The 18,297-nt window shown below is 60.5% G+C and carries 19 protein-coding genes and 1 pseudogene; 6 read left to right on the forward strand and 14 right to left on the reverse strand.

All coding sequences use genetic code 11. From position 1 onward, the window contains the following. Positions 1-215: 215 nt before the first annotated feature. A complete protein-coding gene (locus J4G14_08565; GenBank protein ID MCE2457853.1) occupies positions 216-2,258 on the reverse strand; it encodes an ABC transporter substrate-binding protein in 2,043 nt (680 codons plus the stop codon). A 618-nt stretch (positions 2,259-2,876) separates the two neighbouring features. On the opposite strand from J4G14_08565, the gene J4G14_08570 reads away from it, so the two are divergent. Together J4G14_08570 and J4G14_08575 are read left to right on the forward strand one after the other, a co-directional pair. Continuing rightward, positions 2,877-3,554, forward strand: coding sequence for a TIM barrel protein (locus tag J4G14_08570; GenBank protein MCE2457854.1), 678 nt, complete (start codon positions 2,877-2,879; stop codon positions 3,552-3,554). Further along, the gene (locus J4G14_08575) at positions 3,541-4,287 is read left to right on the forward strand and encodes an SDR family oxidoreductase (GenBank protein MCE2457855.1); all 747 of its coding nucleotides are present in this window, start codon (positions 3,541-3,543) and stop codon (positions 4,285-4,287) included. Before J4G14_08570 ends, J4G14_08575 begins: the two co-directional genes overlap by 14 nt. Before the next feature lie 32 nt (positions 4,288-4,319). Here J4G14_08575 and J4G14_08580 read toward each other — a convergent pair whose 3' ends face one another. The 4 genes and pseudogenes from J4G14_08580 to J4G14_08595 all read right to left on the reverse strand — a co-directional run bounded on the left by J4G14_08580 (position 4,320) and on the right by J4G14_08595 (position 8,590). After that, positions 4,320-6,062 (reverse strand): purine/pyrimidine permease, encoded by a 1,743-nt coding sequence (locus J4G14_08580; protein MCE2457856.1) that lies wholly within the window; start codon positions 6,060-6,062, stop codon positions 4,320-4,322. A 24-nt stretch (positions 6,063-6,086) separates the two neighbouring features. Then, positions 6,087-7,338, reverse strand: a pseudogene (locus J4G14_08585) (phenylacetate--CoA ligase). A gap of 118 nt (positions 7,339-7,456) precedes the next feature. After that, entirely contained in the window at positions 7,457-8,350 is an 894-nt protein-coding gene (locus J4G14_08590; protein MCE2457857.1) for an alpha/beta hydrolase, read from the reverse strand. Beyond that, positions 8,351-8,590: an acyl carrier protein gene (locus J4G14_08595; protein MCE2457858.1), complete on the reverse strand. Its 240-nt coding sequence runs from the start codon at positions 8,588-8,590 to the stop codon at positions 8,351-8,353. It lies immediately after the preceding gene. Between the two features lie 219 nt (positions 8,591-8,809). Between J4G14_08595 and J4G14_08600 the strand changes: the two genes are divergently transcribed. Next, positions 8,810-10,093 carry a reductive dehalogenase gene (locus tag J4G14_08600; GenBank protein ID MCE2457859.1) on the forward strand — a complete coding sequence of 428 codons (1,284 nt, stop codon included), beginning with the start codon at positions 8,810-8,812 and terminating at the stop codon, positions 10,091-10,093. A 76-nt stretch (positions 10,094-10,169) separates the two neighbouring features. Next, entirely contained in the window at positions 10,170-10,493 is a 324-nt protein-coding gene (locus J4G14_08605) for an antibiotic biosynthesis monooxygenase (GenBank protein MCE2457860.1), read from the forward strand. Here J4G14_08605 and J4G14_08610 read toward each other — a convergent pair. The 8 genes from J4G14_08610 to J4G14_08645 all read right to left on the reverse strand — a co-directional run bounded on the left by J4G14_08610 (position 10,475) and on the right by J4G14_08645 (position 14,953). After that, positions 10,475-10,693: a hypothetical protein gene (locus J4G14_08610; GenBank protein ID MCE2457861.1), complete on the reverse strand. Its 219-nt coding sequence runs from the start codon at positions 10,691-10,693 to the stop codon at positions 10,475-10,477. The two genes, J4G14_08605 and J4G14_08610, sit on opposite strands and share 19 nt — an antisense overlap. A 37-nt stretch (positions 10,694-10,730) precedes the next feature. Next, positions 10,731-11,294, reverse strand: a complete 564-nt coding sequence (locus J4G14_08615) for a DUF1697 domain-containing protein (GenBank protein ID MCE2457862.1) — start codon at positions 11,292-11,294, stop codon at positions 10,731-10,733. A 101-nt stretch (positions 11,295-11,395) separates the two neighbouring features. Next, positions 11,396-11,584 (reverse strand): hypothetical protein, encoded by a 189-nt coding sequence (locus tag J4G14_08620; GenBank protein ID MCE2457863.1) that lies wholly within the window; start codon positions 11,582-11,584, stop codon positions 11,396-11,398. Next, a complete protein-coding gene (locus J4G14_08625; GenBank protein ID MCE2457864.1) occupies positions 11,578-11,760 on the reverse strand; it encodes a DUF5615 family PIN-like protein in 183 nt (60 codons plus the stop codon). Before J4G14_08625 ends, J4G14_08620 begins: the two co-directional genes overlap by 7 nt. Next, positions 11,760-12,008, reverse strand: coding sequence for a DUF433 domain-containing protein (locus J4G14_08630; GenBank protein ID MCE2457865.1), 249 nt, complete (start codon positions 12,006-12,008; stop codon positions 11,760-11,762). Before J4G14_08630 ends, J4G14_08625 begins: the two co-directional genes overlap by 1 nt. Positions 12,009-12,200: 192 nt before the next feature. Beyond that, complete coding sequence (locus tag J4G14_08635; protein ID MCE2457866.1) at positions 12,201-13,310, reverse strand: Gfo/Idh/MocA family oxidoreductase; 1,110 nt, start codon at positions 13,308-13,310, stop codon at positions 12,201-12,203. 95 nt (positions 13,311-13,405) lie between these two features. Beyond that, the gene (locus J4G14_08640) at positions 13,406-14,605 is read right to left on the reverse strand and encodes an acyl-CoA dehydrogenase family protein (GenBank protein ID MCE2457867.1); all 1,200 of its coding nucleotides are present in this window, start codon (positions 14,603-14,605) and stop codon (positions 13,406-13,408) included. Between the two features lie 21 nt (positions 14,606-14,626). Beyond that, on the reverse strand, positions 14,627-14,953 hold the full coding sequence (locus J4G14_08645) for a hypothetical protein (protein ID MCE2457868.1): 327 nt from the start codon (positions 14,951-14,953) through the stop codon (positions 14,627-14,629). Positions 14,954-15,125: 172 nt separating this feature from the next. Between J4G14_08645 and J4G14_08650 the strand changes: the two genes are divergently transcribed. After that, entirely contained in the window at positions 15,126-16,415 is a 1,290-nt protein-coding gene (locus J4G14_08650; protein ID MCE2457869.1) for an MFS transporter, read from the forward strand. A gap of 174 nt (positions 16,416-16,589) precedes the next feature. Here J4G14_08650 and J4G14_08655 read toward each other — a convergent pair whose 3' ends face one another. Then, positions 16,590-17,375: a carboxymuconolactone decarboxylase family protein gene (locus tag J4G14_08655; GenBank protein ID MCE2457870.1), complete on the reverse strand. Its 786-nt coding sequence runs from the start codon at positions 17,373-17,375 to the stop codon at positions 16,590-16,592. A gap of 292 nt (positions 17,376-17,667) precedes the next feature. Between J4G14_08655 and J4G14_08660 the strand changes: the two genes are divergently transcribed. Then, positions 17,668-18,264: a hypothetical protein gene (locus J4G14_08660; GenBank protein ID MCE2457871.1), complete on the forward strand. Its 597-nt coding sequence runs from the start codon at positions 17,668-17,670 to the stop codon at positions 18,262-18,264. Positions 18,265-18,297 lie beyond the last annotated feature (33 nt).

An 18,297-nucleotide genomic window follows, 5' to 3' on the forward strand; every position in this document is an offset into this window, starting at 1 on the left:
TCACACTGGATGGGCCACTTCCCCTAATCCGGACGGCTTCCACGGCGGGGGATAGTTACATGTTCGAGCGAAGCTCGGGGAGGGCATAACCGAGTTGGGCAACATCGCCTTCGCTCATTGACTTAGCATTTAACGGCTGCCACGCAGAAAAGAGGCTGCCTAGGGCACAACCCCCAGCAACCTTAGATGAATCACTTATCCTCGGGAGCTGGCCACTAGTGCCCCATGTCTCCCTTCAGTTCCTGGTCGATCCACCACCACTCCACGATGCCGCTAGAAAGAAGCCACTCAGCGCCATTGAAGGATTGTTCGCCGCTGTGACCCTTAACCCACGGCTGGGACATGAAGACGTAAGGAGGTATGGGATACGCCAGCGTCCACACCTGCTCGATGTAGCGCATGTCCATGTCTCTGAGTAACCCGATATACTCTTCTCTGTCAGTAGATGCCCGAGCCGCTTCGAACATAGCGTCAAATTCAGGGTCAGTAACTCCCACGTAATCCGTGGAGGCCATACGCCCAAATGTAAACATGGGATTCCACATGTAACCCCGGGCGTAAGCGCTGACAATTTCTCCAGCCGTTCCGTCCACGTAGCTGTTCCACCCCGCGGTATCATCGCTTTGCACTTGAATGGTGATGTCAACGCCAATCGCGTCGAAGTAGCTTGTCACCAACTGGTTCAGATCTACGTCCTCACCCCATGGGACGATGTTAGTCCAATCAGCACTAAATCTAATGCCATCAGCGCCACGAAGGTATCCTGCCTCGTCAAGGAGCCTTTCGGCCTCTGCCGGGTCGTACTCGTACTGCCGCTTGACCTCTTCAGGCCACTGAGCATACGGGTGGGCGACCTCTACGTTGACGGGATTGATATTCCCGTAGGGTGTTGGGTCGGCGATACCGTCATAGTAGGCCCAGTTGAGCTCTTGAAGGTTAATGGCCTTCTGCATGGCGATGCGCACGTTCTTGTTATCGAAGGGTGGACGCTCCCGCCGGAAGGCCGGGGTGGTCAGCTGGTCACCAGGTCCAAATAGCACAGTCAGCTCCGGGTTGGATTCCTGGATGCTGAGCGACATCGGAAGTGTCAGCAAGAGTGTATCCGGCACGGCAATCTTACCGGTACGCAACGCCGCTATCTGCGTTGCTACGTCCGGCATCGTCAAAATCTTGACCTCTTCAATATAGGGCAACTGGTTGTTCAAATCCGGGAATTGATGATCGACCTTCCAGTAGTTGGGATTCCTGGTAAGGGTCAGAGCGGAGTTCGGCACATTGTCGGTGATCTGGTAGGGACCGCTGCCGACGACATTCCTCCAATCGCTCATGTCACCATGCGTATCGTAAACTTCCTTTGGCAGTACTAAATATCCTGAGTCGTTGGCCATGACGCCTGAGATAATCTCTATAGACTCAAGGTTAGGACTGTCCATCTGAAAGACCACTGTATCTTCATTCGTGGCCGTTACGGATTCCAATGGCGCCGCCGTGAACCGCCAATAGGTGGGGTTCTTTCCCTGCCCTTCAAATTCGCCCATGCCATAGTGCTTCTGCCAAGTCCATGCAACGTCATTGGCGTTTAGCCTCCGGCCGTTCATCGGCGCCTTATCGTGCCAGTGGATGCCGTCACGAATGTTGAACGTGTAGGTCAGGAGATCCGATGAAACCCCCCAACTCTCTGCTATCTCCCCTGTCATCATGTCCGCGGTCATGAAAGGGCCTTGAAGGGAATGTTGGTCGCGGGGCAGCGTGTAGTCTATCTGGGTCAACTCTTCAAAAACGAGGAATGCCCACTCGCGTACGCGCGAAGTCCCAGGGTTGAAGTTCTCGTAGCCCCATGACACCGGTACGACGAGTGTTCCGCCATACTGGGGCCTCTCCGCTAGCACACCATTGACGTTGCGAACGTACCTCTCGCCCTCGACCTCTCTTACGACCTCCTTCTCCACCACCACGGTCTCACCAGGGACCTGTACCTCTCTCACCACCTCCGTGACTATGGTCTCACCGGGGACCTCGATCGTCTTGACGACCTCCTTCTCCACCACCACAGTCTCACCGGGGACCTGCACCTCTCTCACCACTTCCTTGACGACGGTCTCGCCCGGCACCTCGATCGTCTTGACGACCTCCTTCTCTACCACCACGGTCTCGCCGGGAACCTCAATTGTCTCTGTGCCGCAGGCTAGGGCAAGAACCAGAAGCATGGCCGCTCCTGCCACCACGGCTAGCCAATTAAGCGAAGTAGATGTACGCATATTGCCCTCTCCTTATCTCAAAGCCGGAACGGCCTCGTACCGCACGGAATCTGAGCAGCGCCAATCATTCTGGCCTGACGACAACTGTTTGGCCGGTCCGTGGATGTGATGATCTGATACCCAAGAGGTGCCAGATTGATCTTGGTCCCGTCAAACGTAACGTTGCCAAAGCAGCAAATAGATAGTTGCCGCGAATCATACAGTACCCGCCGTTGTTGTCAATGGCACCAAGGGTGGTGTCCAAAGTCGAGTGGCATAAGCGGGAACTGATCCCTCGGTTCGCACTATAGATTCATGTCAAGTAACGACGGCTATAACCATCCTGACTCACTTTTCGCAGGCTACACCAACCTGATACCTTCACCGACACCCCACCTGAATCGGATCGTCGATCCACTCTTGTACGCGCAACCGGGGATGAGAATATGCTGCTAGGGGCCGCCGGACGGATACCCGGAGATTGGCGAAACATTACCTCTGAGTTGTTGGCGGAGGTCGCAGCCGAGGGGTTCGGAGCGCTGAACATAATCGTTCAAGACTCGGTCTCCATGACGTCGCAGGACATCGCCCGGCTGAAGGCGATGTTCGAGGAGGCCGGAGTCCTGGTAGGTCAGACCAATGGTGGTGAGCCCGGACCACCGCGAGCGGGAGGCCGCCATCGAGTTCGCAAGGCGCATGTGCGGACTCACGGCGCAGCTTGGCTCGCCGAACACGTACCTGCGACCGGGCAGCCTGAACCCGAATGGGCCATGGCTCCCACATCCGGGTAATCGCAGCGATGAGGTATTCGACAGCCTGGTGGACTCCGCGCGAAAGTTCTGCCGGACGGCGCGGGACGAGGGTGTGATGGTCGCGGTGGAAGGCGGCGCCGTCTCCCCGCTCTATTCCGCTCGCCGCGTGCGGGACTTCATCGAAGCTGTCGGATCGCCAGTGCTGGGCTTTAACCAGGACCCCGTGAACTTCATCGGTGGTTTGGAAGACGCCTACGACACGACCCGTTTTCTCGCGGAGTTCTTCGAACTGACCGGAGAGTTCACGCTCGGCGCGCACGCCAAGGACTTCACGGTCATGGACCAGCTCATGGTGCGGTTTGAGGAAGCGGAGATCGGCTCGGGTCTGCTGGACCATGTGACGTTTCTCCAGAGCATGCAGCGCGTGTGCCCCACGGGTCACGTGCTCATCGAGCACCTGCCGCCGGAGCGCTACGCTGCCGCCGCGGTCGAGTACCGGAAGTATGCGTCTCTAGCAGGCATCGAGTGGGACAATCAGACAGGAGAGAATCGTGGCGAATCTTAGTGGGAAACGTGTGCTCGTTACCGGGGCATCAACCGGCATAGGCCGCGCCACCGCAATCCGAATCGCTTCGGAGGGCGGGCGCGTCGCGCTGTTCGACGTCAACGACTCCGACGCCGAGTCCACGCTCAGGACGATTCTGGACTCTGGCGGCAGCGCCCGTTACTGGCACGTGGACGTGACCGATGAGCAGGAGGTCAGCAGCGGCGTCGATGAAGCTGCCGACTGGCTGGGCGGTGGAATCGACGTTCTGGCACACCTGGCCGGAATTCTGAAGGGGTCCGGGCTCGAGGTGACCGATGTTGACGAGTCCATTTGGGACCCTGTGATCGAGATCAATCTCAAGGGGTCGTACATCGTCGTCAAGCACGTCGCGAGACACATGATCCCGATGAAGAGCGGCGTGATCATACTGACGTCGTCAGGAGCCGGTGTGACTGGAGGAAGCTCGTCCGTGGCATACGGAGCCAGCAAGGGCGGCACTCACGGCCTGGCGATGACGCTGGACGGGCACTTATCCAGGCACGGCATCAGGGTCAACGACGTGCTGCCGGGGAACCTGGAAACGCCGCTGAAGATCGGCGCTACCGAGGAGCAGCTGGCCAACACGGGTAACCGCGAGAGGTACGACGACATTATGGCCGGGCTGTCGTCTCCCGACGGGGTCGCGGCAGTAATCGCATTCCTGGCCTCGGACGACGCGGACTACGTTCGGGGCAGCGTCAGGACTATCTAGCTCAGAATCTGTCCCGACTGCCTCAGAAGTGGCTAGCTATGTCCTTCCACGCGAACCGTGATGATGTCTATGTTGTGATACACACGGTGCTGCACTGATGTGGCGTAGTGCCGCAGCAACCGGAGGGGTACATCACTCTCATCCGGTACTTCGGACTGTTCACCGAGGAACGACATCCTGTCTTCCAGGTTCTCCGTACCCTCAGGGGCGGTCAGAAACTCCATTTCAACTGCCCCGTCAATCAGGTGCGCGTTGACTATCAGTCGCTGTCCCGTTGACGAGGAACCTTCACTGTCTCTCGACAGAAGGCTCGACAGGGTCTCTTCGCCGGCAGAACACAGGCGTTGTGTTGAGGTCTCGTTCCACCCTGCTTTGGATGCAATCTCGCTCAGGAAGACGTTAATCCGGGCCAGGGCGGAAATGGATAACTCCGTGTCCAGGCGTCGACGTCTTGAGAACGCTACTTCCGTGATTGCGTTCAACAGGATTACAGACAGGCCGCCAGAGGTCAGCCCGTTGCTGAGAAGGGCGCCCCACGCCCCGGTCAATTGGTCTGCGAACAACCACTCAAAGTGAAAGGCCGCGCCAATCCATAGCGACAGCCCCACGACCAGGGCCTTGCGTGCATCCAGGCCTTCCTGTGAGACGGTCCTGACACCCTGCATGAAGATCAGACTGAACAATGCGACCATGTACGTTGCTGCCACAGGACTCGGGATAGCCAGCAGAAGTGCGAGAGCCTTGGGCAGCAGCGCGGTCCCCAGCAGGATGAGTCCGGCGCATATTCCGACACTGCGAGCGGCGACGCCCATGAGGGATACTCCACTGATGCTCGACGGGTAGACCGTGTTGCCGACAGTTCCCGCCAGGCCATACAGCAGGTTTCCCAGACCTTCGCCGTTGAGGGCTCCCTGGACAACTCGAAAATCGGTCGCGCGTGGGGTGCGATGGGACACCTGCTGTATGGTAACGCCGTTGCCAATGGCAATTATCGAAGACACCAGGGTTACGACGATGAAACTGGTCAAGAGCGTCCAGAAGCTGACGCCGAAACCGAGGTCGAACCCTGGCCAGGAGCCGATACTCGGGACTCCGACCCAGCCGGCGTCGGCCACAGTCTGAAAAGTGGACAGCCCAAAGGTCGAGGCGACAGCCCAACCGGCCAGTATCGCCAGCAGAGGAGACCACTGCTGCCAGTTCTGTGGAGCCCTCAGCGCCAGCCCAATGACGATTGCAATCGTCACGGCGGCTGTGGCCGGTCCTGCGAGCGGCGATGTGCCGGCGGGTACATCCTGCATCAGTTCAAACAGAGAGGGCATCACAACGGCCGCTATCAGCATGAACACACACCCGGAAACGACGGGCGTGATGACTCTTCGCAGTGCTGAGAGTCGGGAAGCCACGATGAACTGGACCAGCGATGATACGACGATGAGGCTCGACATCAGTGCGGGCCCGCCCTCTGCCAGCGCTGTGATGCAGACGGAAATGAACACGGGGGAGGGACCCATGATGAGGAGGTAACCTGCCCCTAGTCTCCTGATCCGCACCGCCTGTACGACGGTGCACACTCCGGCGACTGCCAGGTCTGCGAAGAAGCTCCAGGTGAGATAGCTCTCGGGCTGCTCAGAGGTCCTTACGATTACGACGGTGACCACCGCCATTGTCGTAATCGTAAGGAGGATGAACTGGAAACCGACGCCAACGGTCACGAGGACAGGAGGGCGCTCCTCAGGCTCGTACCGGACGTTCTCGTTGACTTGCGATGATGCCAAGGTCTACTCAACCAGGCGGCGAAGCTAGATTCGCCTGTTGTCAACGATGCGGACGGCCTTGCCCTCGCTGCGTGGCAATTGTTTTGGCGCTACTACCTCGACGCGACAGCCGACGCCCAGACCACTCTGCAACGTCGCAGCCAACCTTCTCCCCACGGCTCCCGCGACGTCTACATCCTGGTACAGCGTCTCCGACGCCTCTACCCGCACCGTCAGATGGTCCATGTGGGACTCGTCACGTTCCAGCAGAAGCTCGTAGTGGGGTTCCAGGCCGTCCGTCCGAAGTACCTCAGATTCGATCTGAGCGGGGAACACGTTTACGCCGCGAATGATCAGCATGTCGTCCGCCCGCCCCAGCGGCTTGTCCATACGCGTGGTGGTCCGGCCACAGAGACATTGCCCACGGTACAGCCGCGACAGGTCGCCGGTGCGATAGCGCAACAGCGGCAACGCCTCTTTCGTGACGCACGTAAAGACCAACTCGCCGATCTCCCCGTCAGGAAGAGGCTTTCCGGTCAACGGGTCGATCACTTCAGGAATGAAGTGGTCCTCGGCCAGGTGCAGCCCCTGCTTGTACGGACACTCCATCGCCACTGACGGCCCTATCACCTCGGATAACCCATATATGTCCAGTGCCGTGATTCCGAATCGCGCCTCGATCTCAGACCGCATCTCCTCCGACCATGGCTCCGCACCGAAGACACCCAGCCTCAGGCTGCTCAGGTCTGCCCCGACCTCCGCCGCCTGTTCCCCCAGGAACAGCGAGTACGACGGCGTGCAGCACAACACCGTTGCGCCGAAGTCTTGCGCCAACTCAATCTGCCGGCGCATGTTGGCCGTCGACGCCGGAACTACCGTCGCGCCCAGACGCTCGCCGCCGTAGTGCAGACCCAGTCCGCCAGTGAACAGCCCGTAGCCGTAGGCGACGTGGATGATGTCACGCCGGTCTACCCCCCCCGATGCTGAGCGCACGCGCCCCCAGGTCGGACCACATGGCGATGTCGTTGGCGGTATATCCCACAACCGTCATCTTGCCGGTCGTCCCGCTCGAAGCGTGCAGCCGCACCACGTCATCCATAGGTACGGCGAAAAGCCCGTAGGGGTAGGTGTCCCTCAGGCCCTGCTTGACGGTGAAGGGCAGACTCGCCAGGTCGTCCAGAGAGCGTACGTCCTCTGGCGCCACCCCCATCGCACCCAGCTTTTCACGGTAGAAAGGCACGTGCACGGCAATGCGGGCCAGGCAATCGCGCAGCCGTTCCGCCTGCAACGCGGCCATTTCGTCCTGCGAAACTGTTTCCACTGGATCCCAAGTAGTAGTTTCCATCACAGCGTCCCGACCCAATGCTAATCTTCAAAAGCCTGCGTTAGAGCAGACCCCAACTCGAGATCGGCTGTTAGAGAAGCCCGATCTCGCTCAAGAACTGAAGGGTGATTTCCGCGCAATGTTCCGGCTCTTCCAACTGGAGCAGGTGTGTGGCATCCGGCAGGAAGTCGTAGTTCATGCGAGCCAACTCGGCAAAGTCCATGCTCGGCATGAACGTAAACGAAGTTGTCGGGTCCGAGCCGACAACCTTGATTGGGCAATTGACCAGTTTGGTGTCTATCTGCATTGACCAGCCGTAGAAAAACCGGTATATCTGCGCCTCGTGCTCTTTCGGACACCGGAGCGCGTACCCTTCACTATCGGGGCGCAGAAGGGTTTCCGCCATGAGCCCCGATACCCCAAAGCGCAGCCGATGATGGGCTGGATTCGCGTCCATGTGTGCGATGTAGTCATCGAGAGAGTCGAACCGGTCCTGGCGCTGGGGCACACCTCGGCTCATGTGCTCAGATATATACACCAGATCTTCAGGATTCCTGCCTGACTCCTGGATTGGCGGGTCGAAGAGCACCAGACCTGCAAACCCGCCCCGCTGTTGTTCAAACAGCAGGGCGGTTAGTGCCGACATGGAGTGGAATATCCCTACCGCTGGCCTCTCTCCGAACCGTTGTCCGATTGACCGCAGGATGACGTCGAAGTCGTCAACGGACGTGGGAAAGTTTAGCGACGCGGGGTCGCCCTCCAGGTTCCATCCATGAGAGCGAAAATCGAAGACCAGCAGGTCAACACGGTCCTTGAACAGCAACCAGTATGGCAGGTACATATCTGCGGCAAAGCCGCAACCGTGGCTGAGGATAACCCGGGGACCTTCCGGGTTGCCGTGTCGCCGCACCTGCGCCGTTGCACCGTTCGTAAGTTGGACTGCCAGCACCTCCGACGGTTCCGGCACACTCCAAAATTGAGTCATCTAAGCGGGCAAGCGTCCTTCTATGTACTTGACCAGTCCTTCTACTGTGAAGATCACGTCGGCGTCGCTGTCCAGGATGGTGCAGCTGAACTCAGTTTCGAGGGCCATTGCAAGTCGGGTCTGCGCCAGGGAGTCCGCCCCAAGATCTTCTGTGAACGTCGATGCAGGCGTTATTGAAGATTCCGGGACCCTCAGTTCCCTGGCGATTACCTGATTGACTCGCTGTGCAACGTCTGACATTTGTTTACCTCCTATTTTGACGCACATAATGCCGGTATCCGTCGGTAATTGATACCCTTTTTGTGTGACTTGAGCCTGTCCAAAGTTAGCAGGCAGTTCCAGCGTAAGCAACCTCACCAGAAACGTCGGGTATTGATGTGGTGGTCATTGGTACATTTGCAAAAAAGCCGGTCAGCCTCCACTATGTGACAATGCGATACCTGTAGGAGAATTCATGCTATGAAACTTCAGATACGGCGGCCCACTAAATCCCACTCCGAACAGGACTCAGAAACGAACGGCCACGTCACGGCTGCCGAAATGTACCAGGTGCAGGACTCGTACGTCCGGTTCAACCAGAAGAACCACATGGGCTCGCAGATGATCTGGGATGCCCGGTCCAAGGCTGAACGGGACAAGCTGAAGGTCAAGCAGCGAGAGCTTACGGAGAAGGGACGCGCCGGATTCGAGGCTCCTGCATGGGGACTGGAATACGCATCAGAGTCCCTGCTGAATCTCATGGACTTCTCGAAGAACCAGTCCGATAGGCCAGCAAACGCATGGCAGTCTGAGATGGAGCCCTCACCCACGGGTCGACCCGAAACCTCCCCTGAAGAGGCCTCGGAGATGTTGCGGAAGGCCGCCCAGATGTTCGGAGCGGACCAGGTTGGCTTCGCTAAGCTGGACCGTCGCTGGGTGTATTCCCACTACTTCGACGATGAGACGAAGGAGGCCTACCCCATCAAGTTCTCCGATGAGCCCGGGTACGAACAGTACGACCGGCCCATTCGCCTCGAAGATGGGACCCGGGTCATCCCGAAGGAGATGAAGTATGTCGTCGTGATGCTCCACGAGTGGGGCAAGGACGTCGATGGCACGGAGTACGCACCGGCTCTTCTCACTGAGGGACTCAGTACGCTGGCGTATGCCCGAATGGCCCCGACGCTGTGGATGACCGCCGAGTTCATACGGGGGCTGGGGTACAACGCCATCCCTATGGCTAATGACACAGCGCTGAGCATTCCACTGGCTGTCGACGCGGGTCTGGGCCAGCTTGGGAGACACGGCCTCCTGATCAACCCCAAGGTGGGGTCGCGCTGCCGTATCTCCAAGATCTTCACCGATCTCCCATTGGAGGCCATCGGAGCCGTTGACTCAGGCATCACCGAGTTCTGCAACGCGTGTCAGAAGTGTGTCCCGAAGTGCGGCACCAAGGCCATCACAACGGACGACCGGAGTTTCGAGCCCCTGGCCAAGAGCAACTCGTCGGGAGTGCTCTCGTGGAAGGTGGATGCAGAGAAGTGCAGCACGTTCCAGATCCGTGTCGGAAGCACCTGCAGCACGTGCGTCCGCAGGTGCGCCTGGACCAAACCGCCCAGTAAGATGTATGCGATACCACGCTTCATCATCAGGAACTTCCGGTGGAGGTGGTTGAACAAGACCTGGGTATGGCTGGATGATCTGGCAGGACACGGAAAGTTCGACAAGAAGCCCGATGATTTCTGGATGGCGGAACGTAGATAGGTCCGGCGTACTCTGACGAGCAGCGGGTGCGGCCGTCGCACAGCGCAATTGGGCAGTTTCACAGGAGCCAGGATAGTTGACACAGGCGAACACACCACAGCCACCGTACTACGCGGCGATCTTCTCATCGACGCACACCGGCAATCACGAGGGCTACGCCGAGGACACAGAGACCATACTCGATCTGGCAAAGCAGCAGCCTGGCTTCCTTGGTATCGAGGCCGCTGGCGACGATGACCTGAGCATCGCCGTATCGTACTGGGACAGCGATGAGTCGATCCAAGCCTTCAAGCAGCTCGCGGAGCATCTCGTCATTCAGGAGCGGGGCCGCGAGATCTACTATAGAAGCTACAAGGTACGCGTCGCGAGGGTGGAACGCGACTACGGTTTCAGCACGTAGTCCACAGGATATTTCCTGATTCGACTGGCTGGTCTCTGACCGGCGGTTACGGCGGCCCTCTCGCGCAGAGCATCCGGCGGGTACAGCGAAATCTGATCGAATGGGATCCGCCACGGCATACGCCAGTCGGCGGTGTCGTTGAATGATATGGCGCCCTGCCAGCTCAGCCTCTGGTCGTCCGGACGCAGCTTCTGTGTCATGCCATTTCACCTTCCAAGCGTGTTCTTATTCTGCGACTCAGGTGGCCGCGCTGACCATCTCCAAGAGCTTCCCCACCGTTCTCCAGTTCCGGGATGTGCTGGTGGTCGAGAGGCTGGAGTCGAAGTAGGCATTCGTGAGCTTGCTGCGGGCAACCCCGTTCGGAAAATGGAGAAAGACCTCACGCCCCAGCACCGCAAACTCGTCGCCGGGCGAGCGATTCGGGTCAAGCGCCTCGACGTGCGCCCGGTCGGGCAGATCAGCCAGGAACATGACGTGCAGCTTGTTCGCCTCAGCTCCAATTTCCGCGAAGGGGTTGGCTCGCACGATCTCCTCGAATTCACTCGCCGTGCGGGTGACCACAGGGATGCTATAGCCGAACTGGTCCATGATCGACGCACTGATCAGAGACGGGATGTCTCCAGCCAGCGCAGAGTCGGCGCGAAAGACGACGTTCCCGCTCTGGATGTAAGTCCGGACGTCGTCGCATCCCGCCTCCCGGAACATGGCAGCAAGGTCCGCCATCGGCAGCTTGTTCTTCCCGCCAACGTTGATCCCGCGAAGCAGCGCGACGTTCGCGCCTGTCGTGTCGTCATTGGACATAATGTGCCTTCTCTTTGCTGGGGTCGGAGACCCCAGCGGCGACAATCACGATGCTGGTAATGGGGCCAAGTATGAACTGGCTGATGAACGCCACGGGAGACCTATGGGTAGAAGGTCCGGTACCCGATGACATTGGCGAACGCACCAATCACAGCGCCGACGGCTACCCCGATTACGACTCCGATGACGATGCCCAGGGTGTCGCCCAGCGCCCACCCAATTGCGCCGCCAAGCACGATTCCAACTACGGCTCCGAACTTGGCGTCCCGCGAGTTTGCCCGCTTCAGCATGGGCGTCTCCTCTCTGCGCCGAACAGGGCTGATGATGTGACCAGTGCGGCCAGCTCCAGCAGGGCTCGATCTCCTGGGTCAGGGCCGAGCTCCCTGGCCTCGACAACGTCGTGTCCGTTGATGCGAAGCCACTCTGCTAAACGGGCGCCGGCGCACCGGTCAACCAGAAACCTCACTAACCCTCTACAGACACAGCGGCCAGAGAGTCTCCTGCAATAACAGCATGAGCGTAGGCTGTGCAGGCGCGAATGTCCTCCAGTTCGAGGTCAGGATAGTCGTCGAGGATGTCCTCAGGCTCGACACCCTGGGAGAGCAAACTCAGAATTAGCTCCACAGACACACGCATGTCGCGAATGATCGGCTTGCCGCCAAAGACATCGGGGCGGGCGGTTATCCGCTTCAGGAGATCCTGGTCGATCGTCATGCCGTAGCTCCGTAGTATCTCCAACGGTTAGTTGTCAGGGCTGTCAACAGCATAGCATCGGCACACCACTAGGTCACTCGACGGACATGGTCAGCAAACAGGTGGAACGGCTTGGCGATCAAGCCTTGGTCAAGTCGAGATCGCACCCCAGTAGGACTGTACCACGGTCTGGACCGACTACTGCGTGTCACCTCACGCCACTGTTACACGCCGTCCTTCGTCGCTCGACTGCTGGATGGCGTCGATAAGTCGATGCAGGCCAACGGCGTGATCGAAGTCGGGGACGGCGGGGACTGCGCTGGCCGTGCCGTGGATCGACGCTGCGAACTGGCTGTAGAGCTGGCCGACGTTGTACGGCGATCCGTCGGGTATCTCAGGCGCGGGATACAGCTCCGTGGGAGGTGTCAGGTCCTCCAGGTCGTTGCTGCCTCCGCGGGCTCCCCTGATTCTCACGTCTTGCAGTTGAGGCGAGTCCGGCGAGTCCGCCACCAGCGTCCCCTCCTCGCCGTAGACCTCCATCAGGTAGCCGCTGCCGGCCCACGCGGTGTTGCCGACCTGCACCGACGCCACGGCGCCGCTCTGTAGGTTGCCGCTGACCAGGATGTTGTCCGGCGACGTCACCGGCAGGTCCTTACCGGTGTCGGTCTCGTGCCAGGTGGTGGCCTGTGTGCTGACGACGGCGGCCACGTCTGCGAACTCGCCGACCACGCTGCACATCGCGTCGATGGTGTGTCCGCAGGCGATGGTCAGCGTATTCGCACCAAGCTCGACGTCACGCTGCCACGTCCGTCCCGAGACCCGCGACAGCACGCCCTCGCGCATCAGCCGCACGTGACAGGTCATCACCCGTCCCACGAACCCGTCGGCGACGAGGTTGCGCAGGTGGATGATGGCGGGATTTGCCCTCGCCTGCACACCGACCGCTGTCCTGACGCCCTGCTGACGGGCGAACTCGGCCATCTCGATGGCCTCTGCGGTGGTGCGACCCAGCGGCCACTCGGTGAAGGTGTGCTTGCCTGCACGCAGCGACGCCATGGTCGGCTCGTAGTGCGATGGCACCCGCAGCGAGATCGTGGCGGCATCGATGTCGGCGTCGGCCAGCATCTTGTTGTAGTCGTCCCACGCGCTCCCCGCGTTGAACGCCGCCTTCGCCTCGTCCGCCGACTCCCGTCGAGTGGTGCAGACGGCTGCCAGTTCAAACTGGGAGTGGGCCTCCAGCGCGGGCAGGTGCGCCCTCGGCGACCACCCCTGGTGAATGTTTGCTCCGATAAGTCCAAGTCGAATCGGCTGTTGCGAAGTCATGATCAACCTCCTGGTTCGTGTCGAGATAGTGCGGTCATCGTACCGGAGTCTTTCACAGTACTGGAACCAACTACGGCAGGCAGCCGAGAGGCTCCCTAGAACCCCGGCATATTCGGCCTCTCACCCAGCAGCAGCGCTCCGCCGTCGGCCAGGGTCGCAGGCCGCATGGCGACGTGTGCGGCGACGGTGTGCACGTCGCGGAACAGCCGCTCCACAGGCGACGAGACGTATATGGACTCAGTGCCCCCGGCGCGGTACACCCGGTCCACCGCGTCGACTGAGGCGGTGCCTGCATTGGTACAGGCCAGGCGAAAGCGGGCTCGCAGCTCCGAACTCAGCGGTTCGCCGGTGGTGATCTTCGCCCACACCTGGGCCAGAGTGTCATGCAGGTAGGCCCGCGCGCTGCCCACGAGGGCTTCTGCGGCCCCCAGGTCGCCCTGCTTGTCGAAGTTGGTTGACGCTGGACGACTGCTTGGCAGTTCCTGCTTCCCCCCAAGGATTTCGATCAGGCTGTCGACCGCACCTCGCGCTCCGCCCAACGCAACAGACGCCATCGCGCCGACCACCATTGCGCTGTAGGTGTAGTGACGGTTCGGACGAAGGTTCGGCGCTCGCAGCGGGTGCTGGGACACCATCCGGTCGGGAACGAAGACGTCGTCCATCGTGTAATCGTGGCTGCCGGTACCCCGCAGGCCCGTCGAGTGCCAGGTATCGAGGATGTGGCAGTCACCAATCGGCGTGTAGAACACCCGCCAGCCGGGGACGTCGCCGTCCATGATCGGCCCCTGCTCGTCGTGGAGCCAGCCGCCACTGGCCATCCAGTCAGCCTGGTGGCAGCCGCTGCCCATGGGCCACTGACCTGATACTCGCCAGCCGCCGTCGACCCTCAGCGCCTGCCCATGGGGCACCAGGTTGCCGACCACGTTTATTGGCACGCCAGGTGTGAAGATTTCCGTGACTGCCTCATCCGGCAGTACCCTGGCAGTCCAGAAGTTCGTGGAGGCGACGATCATCACCACCCAACCCACGGAGGGGCTGACCGTGGACAGCGTCTCCACCACCTGCGCCGCGGTGAGCGGATCGGCCTCCAGGCCGCCCAGCTCCCGGCCCAGCAACATGCGGAAGAACCCCGCATCGGCCAGCCTGGTCACCAGGCGGTCTGGCAGTTGGCGCGCATCGTCGATCTCATCGACCATGCCCCGGATTTCGGGGAGCAGGGAGTGAGCCGAGCCGATAAGGTCCTCGCCCAGGATGCCATCCGCCCCGTCAGTTGCGTTATCGCGAGTGTCGCTCATTGATAGTCCTGCTTCCGGTATTTACGCGTCCAGGATCCTCTCCAGCCGGACCTGGTTGATCACCAGGAGGCTCCGATAGGCAGCACGCGCCTCGGAGAGGATTCGCTGCGGATCATGCTGGTACTCAGCCCACACTTTCCGGGTCACCTCGGCTACCCTCCCGAGTCCCGCTTCCGGTACGGACGGATCGAGCGCGTCGAAGTTGCCCTTACGCATCCAGATGGACGCCTCAGAACGCCCGGTGGCTTCTGCAAGCTCTGTTATAGCAGGATCAGACTGGCTTATACTCCTGTTCCGGAGGTAGAGCACAGCCAGATCTTCTTCTCGTGTCCGCTGCCTTCCCGTCATCAGACCATTCCTGAACTCTTCGAACCACGGCCCCTCAGCATTGACTCGAGCGTCTCCGATGCTTGGGACAGTTCAACCCACGTATACAGATGTCGTGTTCATGTTACCGTACTGTCTTGAGCGTGGGGGTGATTGCGGGAGGGACCCTGGAGAAGAGAGATCGACGTGATCGATGAAAGATAGCCAGCCGGGTTTCTACTACGGCTGGGTGATTGTGGCCGTGATGGCCGTGTCCAGGGCTGTGACGATGGGCATGGGGTCACTCAACTTCGGCCTGTTCATCAAGCCCATGGGAGACCAGTTGGGAATTGGGCGCGCCGACTTCGGCTGGGCACAGACTGCCCGTCAGGCATCGAGCTCCGTCACCAGCCCAGTCGTCGGCTGGCTGCTCGACAGGTACGGCGCCCGCATCATGCTGTCCGTTGCGGTGACCCTGACCGGCGTATCCATGATCGGGCTCGCATACATAAGTCATGCCTGGCAGCTCATCGCCCTGTTCGCCATCATGGGACTCGTCGGACTGAGCGGCCCGGGGGCGCTGGTCACGTCCGTGCCGGTGCTGAAGTGGTTTGTGGTCGACCGGGGCAAGGCCGTCGCCTTCATGTCTCTGGGAGTCCCCTTCGGGGCGCTGATCTTCATCCCACTCACCCAGTTCGTCATAAACGTCGCCGGTTGGGAGATGTCCTGGATAGTCCTGGCCGTTATCGGGATAGGTGTGGTCGTTCCGCTCACTGGCATATTCGTCCGGAGGCAGCCCGAGGATATTGGACTCCTGCCCGACGGAGCTGTAGCACGGGACTCGGAGGAAGGAGACTCCGGCGCGCCAGGTGCGGCTTCCGATGAGGTCTCCTGGACCGTGTCCGAGGCGATACGAAGCACAACGCTGTGGAGGCTGGTCATCGTGTTCAGCGCGGTGTCACTCGCCACCAGCACCGTCGGCCTTCACAGAATCCCCTCCTTCATGGACAAGGGGCTCGACCCCACGCTGATCTCCTTCGCCACCGCGTTCGACGCCGTGTGCGCGGGCGTGTCGACCTTCTCCTTCGGGATGCTGGTCAGGTACATTCCCGCGCGATATCTCGGAGCGACCGGCTTCATGTTGCTCGCCACGGCGAGCGTGCTGACCATCTATGCCAACAACATCCTGATCGTGTTCGTATCGATGGCGGTATTCGGACTGGGAATCGGCGGCATGATGTTCCTGCAGAACTTCATCTGGGCCGACTACTTCGGTCGCGACAGCGTTGGAAGCATCCGCGGACTCGTGAACCCGATCAACCTCGTGGTCGGCGGACTTGGAGCGCCCATAGCCGGCTACATCCACGACTTCACAGGCACGTACGATCCCGCGTGGTGGGTGGGTGTCGCCCTAATGGTCTTCGCCGCCATTCTGACCATCGTCACACCAGCGCCAACAAAGCCAGTCGCCAGCGAGGGGGAACGAGTCTCGCCGGTGCCTTGAGGCTAAGGACGGGGGTTGCGAAAACCGGGGATTAGCGTGGCTGGGATCAGTGAGCCCCACATCACATGAGCGGGACTCCCGTCGTTAGAGGCTCACATGGCGCCGTCATGGGCTTATGCGACCGCCTCAGTCTGAACGAGATGTGCAGGCTTGCAGACAGGGACATCGGCAACCTCACCCGCTGGTGAATATCTCGTTGGCAAGGTCCATTGCGCCCCGGGCGAACGGTATGCCGGCGTAGAGCGTCATGTGGCCGAACACCTCGATGATCTGGTCCTGCGTGAACCCGATGTTCAGCGCGGCCCTGATGTGGCTCCGCAGCGGCCCCTCGCGTCCCAGCGCGGCCAGGCACGCCATGGTGCAGATGCAGCGGCTGGCGAGATCGAGCCCCGGTCGAGTCCAGGTCGCGCCCCAGTAGTACTCTCCGGTGATTTGACCCAGCTCCCTCTCAGCCTGTGTCGGCTGGTTCGCGCGTGTCGGCGAAGTGGTGCCCATGTAGCGCTGCCGTAGCTCCTCGCCGCGCTGGAACAGGCTGTCGGGGTCTTCGTCGGTGTCGTGGACACGCGACGGCGTGAAGTCTATCCCCCGCTCCTCGAAGACCTCCTTGCAGATCGTCAGCGCCTGGATGCCCGCCGGCGCTGCGCCGTACCAGGTGTCGTGAATGATCAGCTCCACGAGCTGCTCGGGGGTCAGTCCGACGTTCAGGGCGTTGCCCAGGTGCCGCTTGAGCTGCACCTCGCGGTTCATGACGATGAGGCACGACAGCGTGATCATCTCCCGCTGTACCGGCGTCAACGCGGGCCGCCTCCAGATGTCGCCGAACAGCGCCTCGCCGAGAATTCTCTCCAGGTCCGGCGCAAGCTCCCACGCTGCCGGCGCCGACCCGCCGGAGATCTGTCCGCCGCCGAACATCCGCCGTGTCTCCTGTCCTCGTTCGTAGCGGTCGTCCAGTTCACTCATAGCGCGCCTCCGTGGTGTGTGTAGTCGGGATTCCAGTCGCCGACAGTGTACGGGGGCGTCAGGGTGGGGGCAATTGTTCCAGAAGACACCGGCTAGCACTCTCGGTTGACGGTCAATAGTCATAAAGTCGGATTGATTGCCATTAGTTTTATACTAGCCTTTTGTTTATGGCCATGGTTAGTGATATTCAGGGTTATCGGTGGTGTTCGCACGGTTGTAGACCGACCAGTCGGCCGGACTGCCAGGAGCTGTAAAGCTTCTTCTGAACACTCCGAGTGAAGGCAGGCATGAAGTGGAAATCAGCTGGACACCAAGGCCGGAGGACAGTCTGGTAAGGGTACCGAGGCAGAGCAGTCTGGAGAAGCTCAGGTTCTCTGCTGATAGCGTGCGCAAGACGCGCAGGGGCATGTCGCCTGCCCTGATAGTCATCTACGTCTTCGTCAGTCTGGCCCTGCTCGGCACCCTGACCCTGGCGCTTCCGTTCACTCACACCTCGGGCGGCAGAGCGCGCCACCTGTTTGTCTCAGCTTTCACCGCGACCACTGCCATAACGGAGACCGGCCTGGCAGTGGAGGACACCACGACCTACTGGACCACCAGCGGCCAGATCGTGCTGGCGGGGATCATCTTTGTGGGTGGCCTGGGTTTCATGACCCTGGCCACTTTCGCGCTTGTTCTCCTTGGTCAGCGCATCTCACTCTCTCAAAGATTGCTGATCAGGGAGAGCTATGGTGGAGAGAACGTCGGCTTGGGCCGGGGTTGCCTCGTTCGCAGTCGCCCCACAGGTGCTGGCCTTCGTCGTACTGGTCCTCAGGCTGTGCTGGGTGGACGACCTGACTCCGCATACCGCGGTCGAATCCCTCTTCAGGGCCGTCTCCGCCTTCAATAACGCCCGGGTTTTCCATTGCCCCACATGGAGGGC

Source organism: Dehalococcoidia bacterium, from assembly GCA_021295915.1.
Classification (GTDB): Bacteria; Chloroflexota; Dehalococcoidia; order Lucifugimonadales; family UBA1123; genus VXRN01.